This window comes from Acinetobacter sp. 197 (assembly GCF_048148385.1).
Classification (GTDB): domain Bacteria; phylum Pseudomonadota; class Gammaproteobacteria; order Pseudomonadales; family Moraxellaceae; genus Acinetobacter; species Acinetobacter pecorum.
On sequence record NZ_JAYWZK010000023.1, the window covers coordinates 1 to 13275 of the forward strand.

The window sequence follows — 13275 nt, forward strand, 5'->3', positions numbered from 1 at the left end:
GAGGTAGTTAAGGTTTCAGTTGCTTTGCTGTCAGTATAATCTTTAGAGGTAGTTAAGGTTTCAGTTGCTTTGCTGTCAGTATAATCTTTAGAGGTAGTTAAGGTTTCAGTTGCTTTGCTGTCAGTATAATCTTTGGAGGCAGTTAGGGTCTCAGTTGCTTTGCTGTCAGTATAATTTTTAGAGGCAGTTAGAGTTTCAGTTGCTTTGCTGTCAGTATAATCTTTGGAGGCAGTTAGAGTTTCAGTTGCTTTGCTGTCAGTATAATCTTTGGAGGCAGTTAGAGTTTCAGTTGCTTTGCTGTCAGTATAGGCTTTATTTACAGCATCAGTATCATTTATTGGATCTTCTACATTAGTAATACGCTTCTCAAATCCCCTGCTACCAACTGAAATCGTATTGCTTTCATCTGCAATCGAGAAACTACCGATAGCGGTTGCGCCTGTTGCAGTTGCTTGGCTATAGCTGCCAAATGCACTACTATCTTCGCCTGATGCTGTGTTTTTATAACCAAATGCACTGCTATAATCACCCTTTGATATATTTTCAAAACCTACTGCACTACTATCTTTGCCTGATGCTGTGTTTTTATAACCAAATGCACTGCTATTTATATTAGATGCATTATTGTTAAAGCCAATAGCACTACTATCTTTGCCTGATGCGATATTACTAGATCCTATGGCGCTACTATTTATATTAGATGCATTATTGTTAAAGCCAATAGCACTACTATACTCAATTGATGCTTTATTATCAGAACCTAAGGCACTACTATAATCGCCTGATGCATTGTTAATATAACCAATTGCACTACTATAACTGCCAGAGGATGTATTAAAAAATCCTATTGAACTACTAGAGTTACCTTTAGCTTCATTTGCATAACCCAAAGCACTAGTAGCTTCATTAGAAGCTGTATTATCAATGCCCGAAGCACTGCTATTTAGACCACTTGCTGTATTATTTATTCCACAGGCCACTGCAATTGCACCTGTTGCCGTATTTCCTCCAGAAACAGGATCAGTTACGCATATCACAGCTGCCCAAACAGTGTTGCTACTAAAAGTTGTAAGAATCAAAAAAATAACCTTTAAGGTTAGTATCTTATAGTCAGTATGGCGAACTGGTGGGATGATAATACAAATGTTACTACTAGTCTTACTATTGATCTTAATATCTTTAGATACTATTATTTTATAATACATTGATTTTAAGTATTTTTTTTTGAATATATTATTCATATCTTGCTCCATAATTCTAAAAATTATGTGTCAGTGAAGACAAGGTTATACGTATCGTTTAAAACAAAAATACTCTTTAGAAAATCAAGGCGTGTTGACATTTTGTGTTCAAAAAATAGCAAAACAGGAAAATACAATCTGCTAAATAAATTTGAACTTTCTTTAAGTTAATACAATATGGATTATGCGAGCCGAGAGCTAGAATCTCTCGTTTTTTCTTTTAAAACTGCTAAGATTTTTATACGCCATTGACGTACTTCACCATATGTTATTCATTGAAAAAAGTATTTTTACCAAGAAAATCAAAGAGTTTTTAAGTGATGAAGAGTAGCGTCAGTTCCAGCAAGATCTCTTGGTACAGCCTGATAAGGGCGACTTAATCAAGAATGGCGGTGGCATTCGTAAAGTACTTTGTGCTCAGGGCAATAAAAGCAAAAGCGGTATTATCCGTGTGATCTATTTATTACTGGGTCACAGAGAATGATCAGATATTTTTCTTGGTTGCTTATCCAAAGTCAGTGAAAGATAACCTGAGCGATAAAGAAACCTTGATCCTGCGTCAATTAGTGAAGGAGCAATTTCATGGATAACAACTTATTTGATGACCTGGTTGCTTCAATCAAAGAAGCTGGTGCCATCAAACGTAATGAGGTGAAGGCAAGTCAAGTCTCAGAGCTTGAACTGCCAGATATTAAAAAGGTACGTGAGAAAATTGGCTTATTTAATTCGCATTCTGGATGCCCATCCAACTCTGATCTAAATAGTGTAGATAATAAAAAACCCCGGCATCCTGCCGGGGTTTTTCGTATGGGTTCGCTCGGTATAACTCCTGTCATACCTTACAGTCCTTGTGCGTATCGTTGTTCTTATTATTGTGTAGAACTTCCTGTTCCTGATGAATCCATCATAGAAAAATTTCAGGCACCTGGACAGCCGCAAAGGGCCGGAATTATTGTGAGCATATGCGTACAAGACCGGCTAAAAACTGTCCCAGGTTTATCCGCAGAAATTGGGGATAATTTCATATCCTGGAAGCTTGATAACGAGGAAAAAATGCCAAAATTGAGCGTTTTTTAGTCGATTCTATTGGCTAAACATTACAAATTTGCTTAAAAAACACACGAGTTGTTAAGTCGTGCGTTTTTTGATCTTTTTGATTTTGTTTTTTTAAGCTTAAGTATTTGATAAATAATGGCTTTTAAAAATGCATTTCGTATAATCGCCATTATGTTAAATAAAGCTTATAAAAGGAAAAGTTTTCTTAAATTTCTCTGATATATGTGGATTGTCCTTTAAGGCTTCAATGGATTGTTGCTGCGTATAAATAGGGTCAAAAATATCTATTCCCCTTAGATAAGAAATGCCTTCTAACGCTATTTTTTCTGTTTTTGATAGCCTAGAGCTTGGTACAAATCCAATAACTGAATGAATCTTCGCTAATGAGTCCTCGAAATCTATAAGATCAAACATATAAAGTGGTATTTCATCTTGATTTAAATCGTTAATACAAAGCTCAATCCATTGTCTAAACTCATTTAGATTAATTGCTTCTGAAAATAGACACCCAATAGCAAATCCAAGATCAGAATTTTCTTCTTTATATATTTTCCACATACTTAATATTTTCTAAAATTAACATAATACACGTTATACGAAGGCAGAAATGGGAGCTATAAGCTCCCATTTTTAGTCTTTAATTCGCTTTTTCGCTTCGTCATAAACTATGCTATCAGCTCGTTTTCCGACGGTAATGAGCAGGATAACTACCTGATCATCTTTAACTTGATAGACAAGTCGGACACCAGCTTTTAATAATTTGATTTTATAGCAACCTGCAAGATCGCCTCTAAGCATGTTCTTTGGAATATGTGGCTGCTCTATGACTTTAGCTAGTTTCTTTTTAAATTGATCTCGTATAGCAACAGGGAGTTTTTCCCATTCTGCTGTAAAGTCCTTGTGACGTAAAAGCTTATAAGTCATCTAATGTGACTTCCTCAAACATCTCTTTAGGATCGTTAATGCGCTTACGGACAAGAGCTAATAATTCTTCATCTTCTTCCGAAAGCAAAGCTTTTTTGACGGGCAGTTTCCCAGTCGTAGCAACATACTCAAGAATACTAGTGAAGAAATCCGTAGGTGCAATACCTTGCTCTTTAAGAATTGAATAAGATTTTTCTTTAAGGGCTTCATCGACCCTGAAGTTAACAGTAGCCATCATATTTTCCAAGTGTTTAATGTACTAGGAATAGTGTAATGCAAATTGCATTACAATTCGACTTCGCATAACAGCCATTATGTTAAAGGGGAGATATATTTGAATTAAATATGCCTATAAAGTTAATAGCTATCAATCATTGTTTGCTGAATAAGCCTTTAAAAGTAGGTTTATGCACCTAAGTTATTGTAAATAAAAAGATGTTTTTATTTTCAGTATTCTAATAATAGAATATAGTTGATTCTTTTAAACTAGGAATTACCATGAACCAATTTAAGACCTCTTTTTTAGTTATTTCTTTGGGTCTTACTTTAACTGCCTGCGGCGGCGGCAGTGATGGTGCATCGAGCTCTACAGGGAATGGTGCATCGAGCTCTACAGGGAATGGTGCATCGAGCTCTACAGGGAACAGCGGCACCACACCAGATACTTCTACTGGTTCATTATTAGAAAAATTGAATCCATCACAAACCTACAACATTATTTTTGACTACCCTAATTCTTCTGGTGTATCAAGACTTGATTCTGTAAAACAAAATGCCGATGGTATTATCACCGAATTTGGTGATTACAAAATTACAGGAGATATTGTTGCGAAAGAAATTGCTGGAAATAAAAACTTTACGATTGCTCGTGTAACCAAAGGAATTTTTAATTATGAAAAAAATGGGGAAATAAAACCAACAGATATTTCCAAATATAGCAATGCCTCTTATTTTTATTTTGCATTTACCCCAATCATTACTAAGCGTATTTCTGCCCAAACCAAACAAATTAACTGTACTGATGTTAATGCTACTCAAGCAAAAGTGACCAATAGTGGCCAATTTGAAAAATTTATTTCTCCATCCATTCATAATGGAAGTATTACCTTAAATCCTAACGGCAATATCGACGTTAAATTTACTGCAAAAAATGGCAGTGATGAAACTACCTTTGCTTCATCAATGAGATGGGTTGATTCATTCAATAACTATAACAGCTATAACTTATTGGGTATCGTAGGACAACAAGGTGAATCAAATCAGATCGGTACATTTAACATAGCTGATAATGGACCAAATAGCCTAGTGCTTGGTGCAATTTACCGTATGACTTTGAGCAATAATGGTAACTATCAAGGTGCTGTTTCTATGGTATGTAATTATTAATATAGCTTAATTGAAGTTTCATGCGCCTTAATTTTTATGTATTTTTTAAAATTTAAAACCTAGACCGAAGTCTAGGTTTTTTTCATTTCCTATAACAGCCATTATGTTAAATGGGGGAAGAAATTAAGCTAAAATTAGGGTTTTAATTTAGAGAAAGTAATGTCTCAGATAAAAATTTATGCTTTAGATGAAACAATAGAATTACATCGTGATAATTTAAGTAAAGCTATCCATCAGGCTTTAGTTAAAGAATTAAAATACCCTGAAGAGAAAAGGTTTCAACGTTTTATTGCACTAGAATCCAAAAATTTTGTATATCCAGCAGATCGTAGTAAATCTTATATAATTATTGAAATTTCCATGTTTGATGGACGAACAAAAGAGACTAAAAAAGCATTTATTAGGTCTCTATTCGAAAATATAAATAATCTATGTGGTATTGACTCAAATGATGTTGAGATAACTATATTTGAGACTCCTAAAGAAAACTGGGGCATTAGAGGGAGAAATGCGGATGAACTACAGTTGAATTATACGGTAAATGTTTAAATTTTCTAAAATTAACATAATACACGTTATACGAAATTTAAAAATTTCGTATAATCGCCATTATGTTAAATGGATAATCAAAATCTCTATAAAGAACAGCCCAATCTTATTTATATTTTATAAAAAATCATAAACTTATGTAAATAACTAATCCAAATAGTAATCCAAGAGAAATGGGGGCTATTATCTGACCATTGTGAATAATATTAACACGTTGCCATATTAAAAGATTTTCAAAAAATCCAAAAATTGGGATCAGTAGTACAATAAGATATTTCCCATAAAATTTCCATAAATAAGGTATTACGATAAATTCCGACATAAACTTAAAACAAAAAAATAGACTAAAAAATAAAAAAAATAGAGTCAGTATAATAAATAGAGTTTTTTTATACACACCTTAATACCTTATTCAATTTTAAATAATATCTAAAATTAACATAATACACGTTATACGAAGCTAAAAAATTGGGACTATCGCCTTAATTTTTATGTATTTTTTAAAATTTAAAGCCTAGATCCGAGTCTAGGCTTTTTCATTTCTTATAACAGCCATTATGTTAAATAGGGCTTGTAAAATTATTCTTCAATAGAATTTCCATCAAGGTCATATAGCTTTACTTCTCTTGCACCAGCATTAAAAAATAACTCCTTAAAAGCTCGTATTTCAATCTTAGTTAAACTACCTTGTATCGGCTCCATTATTTGGACAATAGTAATAGGAGCTGTAAACTTGAAAAAAGATAAACCGTTAGAATGGTGTCTCATTAAAGCTTTTAATGTTGTTGTAGCGCTTTCAAAATCTGCCAAAATCATTCTTGGGTGATCATAAGGTGATTTAGGAATTTCAGTTGCTTTGGCCATGCCATTCTCTGCCATCAAACTTATACGGTTTTTATAAAAATGTACCCATATCGCTTTAGGATATTTTTTTAAATCGTCTCTTATCATTTTAGTTCTTAACTTGGATGTTCATTTAATTATAAATATATATTTTTTTTAATTTCAATTGGATAATTCTTAATTTCTTCTAAAATTAACATAATACACCTTATACGAAATGCTCTAAATTATTTGTTTTAATTCATAGCTTTATCGCATAGTAAAAAGCCCAATCCTATCCGATTGGGCTTTTTTAATGATTTTTCATGTTCCACGCTTAATAAATGAGCAATGTTCCACGACTTTGTGTAGCTCACATTAACCATTGGGCAAGAAAAAACGGCTCAGGAAGCCACGTTTTTTAGGCTCAGGTTCAACATGCTCAGGTACAGGGACTCGCTTATTCTGCGTTTGGATCTCAGTCTGAGTCTCAATAGGGTTTTCAGGTACTAGTACTTCAACAGTCTCTTGAGGTGGTGCAACAGGTGTTGGATCTTCCATTTTTGGCACTTTGGGAGCTTCCAGTAGGCGTTGCATCGTCTCGATCTGATTCTGGTAGAAAGACTCACGATCTTTAGCATCATCAAGCTGATTTTTCAGTATGTCTATCTGCTGTCTAAGTAGTAAAACTTCTGCCGAATTTGGACTGTCTATTTTTACAGATTCTTTTACATCTTGTTTTTTAGTTGGCTCCCCAAAGACACGAATAGCTTCGGCTAGATCTATCTTATTATCAGAATTTTTACTTAAAATTCCTTTTTTTATGTTGTTGTAAATCGTTTGTCTATTGATGTTGTAAAGCTTGGAAAGTTCAAGAACTGTAAGGGTTTTCATTCAGTAAACCTATGCCTAAACTTGTAAAAAGTTACTGTCTATTAGACTGTCTAATAGACAAATGATCAAGTTTAAATTTTAGGCAGGCGCAAAGCCAACTTTTTGAAGATAAGGGAATAATTCTTCGAATTTTTGGGCATCTTTAAGCATTTCTGCAATGCGCACAGCAAATTGTTCAAAGCTTTCTGTACCTTGAGAATATGTATTCATTTCAGGAAGTCTAGAAAGCTTATTGGCAAATAGGTGACGCTGTGGATCAGTTATTTTCGAGAAATAATCTGAGGGATTTTCACTTGTGATTACTTTTTTCGAGGTATCTTTTTTTTGTCTAAAAGTGAACGAAAATCCTGAAATGGTACGCCCTTTCTTATGTTGTTCATACTTAGCAGTGATATCTGTTAGTTCATTTATTTGATTCAGTGCAAAGTCTAAAACATAGGTTTTGAAGTTACTCATAGTTTTGTATTGGTGAGGTTCAACGCCTAATTGTTGTCTAAAGATAGACAGATCAAAAACGGGAGTTTTTCCTGCTGACCTCCATTGGATCAGTAATTCATAGAGTCGAATAGCATAAGAACTAGTTAGGCGTGAGACCTGTTCTAACTCATATTTAGTAAAATTCTCTTCTAGTCTGGTTATAAGAGGAACGATATCTTGAGTGAATCTTAAAAAAACAATTCCCGACTGAGCCTCATAACCAATTTTATCAACCCAACGACAATGGAAACTACGATCCTTACCTGTTTTAGGATTAACATCATGGTATGTGACGTATCTATCGAAGAGGCTTTTTGATGCATCTCTAAGGACTGTATAGGCAGTATGTTTTTCAACATTGAACGTATTTATATAGCTACTGGCATGTACCTCTAATAAGCTATTTTCTGTTATCCCATGACCTGTTTGTCTTGCTTCTGCTATAGCTAGAAGAATTAAACGCTGTTCAACAGTATCTAACGTATAGCTAGCTTGAATTAAGGCATTATCCTTGACGATTAATTCACTCATTTCTAATAATAAATTTATAATTAAACTAGGTTGTACAATAGACTATTTAAATAAACGTGTCTATTAAAATTATTAAGGTCGATAAACCTAGCTTTAAGGTCGATAAACCTAGCTTTAAAGGTCGATAAACCTAGTTTAATAGGTCGATAAACCTAGTTTAATAGGTCGATAAACCTAGTTTAATAGGAGCTATAATGCTTTCTACACAAGGCTTTCAGCTCAGTTAAAAGCATTTAAAAGCATTTAAAATAATTAAAAGCCCATATCATGAAAAATTGCCCTATGTTTTCGCTACGCTCAAACTCTATTGAACTTCGCTAAAGCTCAGTTCGTAGGGGCAATTTTAGGTTAATACTTGGGATAAACCATCAAAAAAGAAACTCGGAATTCGCTTCGCTCATAAGTTTTTTATGCTCGCTTCGCTCGTCTAGGATCAAATTACATCAGTTCGCACCCATTCGGGATGCTCTGAACTTAAGTTTTAACATCATAAGGGAGCTTGTAATCAGGGAAAAACAAGGACGAATTTTAGTTGTGGCAGCTCGTAGACACTCGCTTAATAAGTAAATGTCTAAAGCCAATAAAGAATATCTTTGGGAATGGCATATCGGCATGTCAGTTAGGAAGTCTTCATTAGCCGAAACGCAGTGCCGAGGAGACGTGCCGAAAGGTGTACTTAGATTCACGGTAACGCAACCGCTACACTATCCTCTGAAACCTGCGCTATCGCTTGTTTTCAGCCCGAAAGGGTTCGGGACGGATTTGCTAAAACGCTAGGGCGTTTTTACCTCTTACGGAGTCCCCGTCGGTGCGCTGTCGCGCACGACCACCCTCTTACGGTTAAAAAAGTCCGTTGAGTTCATTGCGTAGCAAATGAAGCTCAATACTTTTCAGTAAGGGGGTGGTCGTGCACTGCGTTACGACGGGGATGGGCTAGCCCCCCACTTCAAGGTCAGGCGTTGGGACGCCTTAAAAAACGGGTGCGCTTCGCTTCCATTTTTTCCCTTTCGTGGCTCCCCCCTTGTCCTCTTCGCTGGGGCTGCGAGGATGCTTCACTGTCGTTCAGCCCCCCTTCGGGGCAACCGCGTATCCTGTTATAGAAATTTATCAGAATATTAATTTTTAAAAATTTAAGGTGATTAATTTTTTTAGTAATAATATTAGTTTCTGAATCAGCTAGTTAATCAATTCTAGATTATAAGCATATACCACAAATTTAATATATTCAATAACTTACATTTAATTTATTTTTGCTTTTTAGAAAAAAACAGCTATATTATTTTTTTCTTGTTAAGCCTCGAAGATAATTTATGCGGACTTGGTTACTAGTCGCTCTATGTTTTGTATTAATCATTTTTTCTGCTGAGATATCATCTTTTTTAAGTATTTTTTTCGCACATCCATTACGTCATTTGATATCTGCATTCGTTGGAATGTTTGCTTTTGTCGTACTAAGTGCTAAGCCAAATGAAGCAGGCTATAGAAAAGCGGCCTCACAATTTTCTTTTTATGCTTTTTTCTTATGTTTGATTACTTTTTTTATTTTATGGATGGTCGCATATTTCTTTGGAAAAGTTAGCAAAAATGAACTATGGCTTTTTTTAAGTTTTGGTGTAGCGGGCTTTTTTATCTCAATTTTATTTGATCGATTTTTTACCCCTATATGTGAAAAAACAGGGAATTTTTTTACTCAGGGCGCAGGAACTAAGCGAGATCAAAAGACAGATATTCGGGATATTGAGAAAAGTTTTAAGTCGATTCTTAAATATGATCCTCAAAAGTTTTTTTCTTCTGAAAAGTGGTTTTTCGGCTTAGATTCTAATAAAAAACCTATTTTTTTCAGAGAGAAAACACTTTCTCATACTCAAATTACTGGAACCTCTGGTTTTGGTAAAAGTGTTTTGCTTGGACTCTTAGCATTTCAGGCGATATTAAAGCGTGAAGCTACGATTATTTTTGATCCAAAACAAGGCGGAGATGAATGGTTTCCCCACGTATGTCAACAAGCAACCAAAGACACAATATTATTTTCTTGATCTCCGTCATGAGGCAGCCCAGTTAAATCTTTTTGAAGATGCCACATCAGATCAAATTGAAAATCTTTTGATCACTGGTTTTTTGCTAGAAGATCGAGGTGATGCTGCTGATTATTACCGTGGTAAAGACCGTAGGATGGCAAGATTTGTTGGGGAAAACTATCAGCCTGGGCTGACAGCAACCCAGATTAGCCAGGAATATGATCAATATTTTAGAAGTAAAGAAAATGAGGCTGAAAGTTTTGCCAACCAGCTACAAGAAATAGGTCGGGTTAAAGCAGTTAATGCAACCAAAGGGATTTCATTAAAAAAAATTATTGAAAATGGCGAAGTTCTCTATATTGCAGGCGATTGGGAAGATCCAAAATATGTCAAAGTACAACGTATGGTTCTCGCCCGGATTATTCAAATTGCGAGTGAACGAGATAACAGCCTTGAAGAGCCAAAACAAGTTTGTGTCATTCTTGATGAGCTTTCTTTCCAAATTTCTAAAATCTTTGGTGACTCATTGAAAGTTATCAGAGATAAAGGGCTGCATTTCATTCTGGCCCATCAAAGTATCAATGATTTAACGAATGTGCCAGAAAATATGGATGCAAATGCGTTTGCAGGTTCTGTTTTAGCAAATTGCCCTTTAAAGTTTACCTATCGCGCTGCGGACTATGAAACTGCTCAATATTTTTCGGATCTTTCAGGGAAAATTTTAGGAGATGATGAATCTCGCAGTACTGAAAAAACACTGAGTCTGACTGATCGAGTTGTTGGTGAAAAACAGATTCGACAGTCCGAACGGAATTTAATAGATATTAATATGATGCTATCACTGCCTCCTAAAACAGGGGTTTTATTTGGAAATGGCATTGCCAAAATATCTACCGTTTATCCCATTGAAGTCAAAAAAGATTCTGATTCGAAAAAAATCATAAGCTTTGATCATCCCCAAATTTCTGAAAAATCAGATTTAGATACCTCTTTAGTTTTTCGTGAATTGAGGTGAGTTATGTCCAATTTAATTAACTCAAAAACAGAACGAGACAGAATCAAAGCTGAGAAGGAAAGGAAGATTCTCTCTTTCTTACTTGAAGAGGGATACAGCACAGCAAAAATCTTGGCTCAATTTCTAAAAATGACACCCAATGGGGTGCAAAGGACTCTACGGAAGATGGAAGCCAATGATCTGATTAAAGCTCATACCGTTGATTTTGAGCTGAGTTCATGGAATCTCAAAATCTGGGGATTAACTCCGACTGGAACGCTTTTAGCTACACCTGAAGATGAGAAATTTAAATTCTTTGAGGTGAGTCGTGTGAAGCCCATTACTATAGCGCATAGTTTGGCTTTACAGCGCGTTAAGGTGGTTGCATTAAGGTTTGGTTGGGAACAATGGGAAAGTAGCTCTAGGATGCTTAAAAGAGCCAATGAGAGCCGTTCCACATGGGTTCAGGTGCCAGATGCGGTTGCACGATCTCCTAAAGGACGAAAAATTGCTGTTGAGTTAGAACGGTCAGCTAAAACGCCTAAACGTTATGTTGAGATTTTGGCGAACTATGCCGAGATGATGTCTTTGGGCGTCATTGATGAAGTGGTTTATGTATGTCCTGAACAGCTAACTATCCGACTGCAAAGGCTATTTCATCGAATAGAGAAAATTATTTTTAAGGGAAAAGTAATCCCAATACCCCCAGGTTTATTAGAGCGTTTTTATTTCATTTCATATGAGGAATGGGAAAAGCGAGCAATGGATTTCTAGAGACATCGAATATCTCATGAAATTCATTAAATTATTGAATAATTTGATTTTTGGAGAAATTTAATGGTTGAAATAGAGCTTGATAAAACTGAAGTAGGTTTCCTTTTAAACCTAACAGGTAATTTTATTCTAAGTCTTTCACCTGAAGAATATAAAGAACTTATTCTAGTACCTATTAAGTACGCGAAAGAGGGAAAATACTGGATGCAGTACCATGGCTTGAAATGTACGATTTCATACGATACCGCACAAAAGCTTATAGAGATCGGTGTTCCAGTATCCGAAGTTTTACCTTATTAATTAAAAACCCCAAGTCATAGCTTGGGGTTTTTTTTTAATTTCGCATAAGAGATTTTATGTTAAGTAAAAAATAATCACCTTATAGTCACAAAATTTTATGGTTTAAACTGCAGATCTTTTTTATTCAAGTACACAATGGGATAGCCTTGATAAATAAGGCTATCAAAATCATACTTATATAAAAAATATTTTCATTTAGTATTCTATGGAATACTTTGAAGTATTTTATACTTAAGACTTACCAGCTAAATCCCATGCCTACCCCACCAGAACTCTCATCTTTAGTAAAAGCTCCCCCTAGACTAAAGCTAGTATTGGGGTTAATTATCCGTTGGTAACCTAAGGAAACGGCTTGTTCAGAGCCCTGAAAACCGGCACCTACACCTACACGATTTTGACCTTTAAGACCTGAAGTACTGGTTGCCATATTTAACATTGCAGCACTCATAGCACCTTGACGATCGAAACGCTCATCAATTTCTTTGAAACGTTGTTTATTATCTTGAACATAACTATTAATAGATTCATTAAGATAATTAAATTTAGTATCGGTATAAGTGTTCGAAGTTTCGATAGCGCTTGTTTTTGCAGCTTGTAACTGACTTACATTGACTGCATCAGTATCAGCAGTACCGTTAGCTACATTAATAATCTGACGTTGGTTAGAACTAGAACCCACTGAAACCGTATTTTCACGATTAGAACTAGAGCCATTGCCAAGTACCACCACATTTTTTGCGGTAGTATTAACATTATTACCTAATACAAATGTGCCATCACCAGACACAGTATTGTCATTACCAATACTGTAGCTGTTGTTACCATTGACTGAACTTAAACCACCAATCCCCCCTGATTGATTTCCAGTTATTTTATTACCAGTACCAATGCTAATAGATTGCTCACCGATGGCTTGTGCACTATCGCCTATTACAATAGATTGCTTGCCTTGTGCATTTGTATTACCCCCTAAAGCAATTCCTTTTTCTCCAGTAGCAACTGCCTCTCTGGATGTACCACCATTGATCTTTATATATTTATGTTGTGTAGCAATAGTCTTTTTAACGATTGATACCTGGTTATCAGTATAATCTTTGGAGGTAGTTAAGGTTTCAGTTGCTTTGCTGTCAGTATAATCTTTAGAGGTAGTTAAGGTTTCAGTTGCTTTGCTGTCAGTATAATCTTTGGAGGCAGTTAGGGTCTCAGTTGCTTTGCTGTCAGTATAATTTTTAGAGGCAGTTAGAGTTTCAGTTGCTTTGCTGTCAGTATAATCTTTGGAGGCAGTTAGAGTTTCAGTTGCTTTGCTGTC

At 35.2% G+C, this 13275-nt stretch carries 12 protein-coding genes and 5 pseudogenes; 8 read left to right on the forward strand and 9 right to left on the reverse strand.

The genetic code is table 11. The features are described from left to right. A pseudogene (locus tag VXQ11_RS15190) lies at nt 1-1241 on the reverse strand (hypothetical protein); the annotation flags it as partial. 265 nt (nt 1242-1506) lie between these two features. Here VXQ11_RS15190 and VXQ11_RS15195 point away from each other — a divergent pair. Next, a pseudogene (locus VXQ11_RS15195) lies at nt 1507-1831 on the forward strand (type II toxin-antitoxin system RelE/ParE family toxin). Continuing rightward, a pseudogene (locus VXQ11_RS15200) lies at nt 1824-1962 on the forward strand (transcriptional regulator); the annotation flags it as partial. The pseudogenes VXQ11_RS15195 and VXQ11_RS15200, both read left to right, overlap by 8 nt. A 509-nt stretch (nt 1963-2471) precedes the next feature. Here VXQ11_RS15200 and VXQ11_RS15205 read toward each other — a convergent pair. The 3 genes from VXQ11_RS15205 to VXQ11_RS15215 all read right to left on the reverse strand — a co-directional run bounded on the left by VXQ11_RS15205 (nt 2472) and on the right by VXQ11_RS15215 (nt 3456). Beyond that, nucleotides 2472-2855: a hypothetical protein gene (locus VXQ11_RS15205; protein WP_164543274.1), complete on the reverse strand. Its 384-nt coding sequence runs from the start codon at nt 2853-2855 to the stop codon at nt 2472-2474. 72 nt (nt 2856-2927) lie between these two features. Then, complete coding sequence (locus tag VXQ11_RS15210; RefSeq protein ID WP_000221358.1) at nt 2928-3221, reverse strand: type II toxin-antitoxin system RelE family toxin; 294 nt, start codon at nt 3219-3221, stop codon at nt 2928-2930. Continuing rightward, the gene (locus tag VXQ11_RS15215) at nt 3211-3456 is read right to left on the reverse strand and encodes a type II toxin-antitoxin system RelB/DinJ family antitoxin (RefSeq protein WP_000246756.1); all 246 of its coding nucleotides are present in this window, start codon (nt 3454-3456) and stop codon (nt 3211-3213) included. Before VXQ11_RS15215 ends, VXQ11_RS15210 begins: the two co-directional genes overlap by 11 nt. A gap of 263 nt (nt 3457-3719) precedes the next feature. Here VXQ11_RS15215 and VXQ11_RS15220 point away from each other — a divergent pair, with 263 nt between their 5' ends. After that, entirely contained in the window at nt 3720-4607 is an 888-nt protein-coding gene (locus tag VXQ11_RS15220) for a hypothetical protein (RefSeq protein ID WP_416706395.1), read from the forward strand. Between the two features lie 159 nt (nt 4608-4766). Then, nucleotides 4767-5156 carry a tautomerase family protein gene (locus VXQ11_RS15225; protein ID WP_416706396.1) on the forward strand — a complete coding sequence of 130 codons (390 nt, stop codon included), beginning with the start codon at nt 4767-4769 and terminating at the stop codon, nt 5154-5156. Nucleotides 5157-5735: 579 nt separating this feature from the next. Here VXQ11_RS15225 and VXQ11_RS15230 read toward each other — a convergent pair. The 4 genes and pseudogenes from VXQ11_RS15230 to repM form a co-directional block, all read right to left on the reverse strand. Then, entirely contained in the window at nt 5736-6107 is a 372-nt protein-coding gene (locus VXQ11_RS15230; protein WP_416706397.1) for a rod shape-determining protein, read from the reverse strand. Between the two features lie 249 nt (nt 6108-6356). Next, a pseudogene (locus tag VXQ11_RS15235) lies at nt 6357-6446 on the reverse strand (DNA-binding protein); the annotation flags it as partial. After that, a pseudogene (locus VXQ11_RS15240) lies at nt 6432-6872 on the reverse strand (plasmid replication DNA-binding protein); the annotation flags it as partial. The pseudogenes VXQ11_RS15235 and VXQ11_RS15240, both read right to left, overlap by 15 nt. Before the next feature lie 78 nt (nt 6873-6950). Next, nucleotides 6951-7880 (reverse strand): replication initiation protein RepM, encoded by a 930-nt coding sequence (gene repM / locus VXQ11_RS15245; protein WP_347748588.1) that lies wholly within the window; start codon nt 7878-7880, stop codon nt 6951-6953. Between the two features lie 1310 nt (nt 7881-9190). Between repM and VXQ11_RS15250 the strand changes: the two genes are divergently transcribed. The 4 genes from VXQ11_RS15250 to VXQ11_RS15265 all read left to right on the forward strand — a co-directional run bounded on the left by VXQ11_RS15250 (nt 9191) and on the right by VXQ11_RS15265 (nt 11966). Then, nucleotides 9191-9916, forward strand: a complete 726-nt coding sequence (locus tag VXQ11_RS15250; RefSeq protein WP_416706398.1) for a hypothetical protein — start codon at nt 9191-9193, stop codon at nt 9914-9916. After that, nucleotides 9858-10913, forward strand: a complete 1056-nt coding sequence (locus tag VXQ11_RS15255; RefSeq protein WP_416706399.1) for a type IV secretory system conjugative DNA transfer family protein — start codon at nt 9858-9860, stop codon at nt 10911-10913. The genes VXQ11_RS15250 and VXQ11_RS15255 overlap by 59 nt, the downstream gene beginning before the upstream one ends. A gap of 3 nt (nt 10914-10916) precedes the next feature. Beyond that, nucleotides 10917-11666 (forward strand): winged helix-turn-helix domain-containing protein, encoded by a 750-nt coding sequence (mobC, locus tag VXQ11_RS15260; RefSeq protein ID WP_180001822.1) that lies wholly within the window; start codon nt 10917-10919, stop codon nt 11664-11666. 63 nt (nt 11667-11729) lie between these two features. Beyond that, on the forward strand, nt 11730-11966 hold the full coding sequence (locus tag VXQ11_RS15265; protein ID WP_180001823.1) for a hypothetical protein: 237 nt from the start codon (nt 11730-11732) through the stop codon (nt 11964-11966). A 238-nt stretch (nt 11967-12204) separates the two neighbouring features. On the opposite strand, the gene VXQ11_RS15270 is transcribed toward VXQ11_RS15265, so the two are convergent. Continuing rightward, nucleotides 12205-13275 (reverse strand): YadA family autotransporter adhesin (locus tag VXQ11_RS15270; RefSeq protein ID WP_416706400.1); only part of this gene is annotated, 1071 nt, incomplete at its 5' end.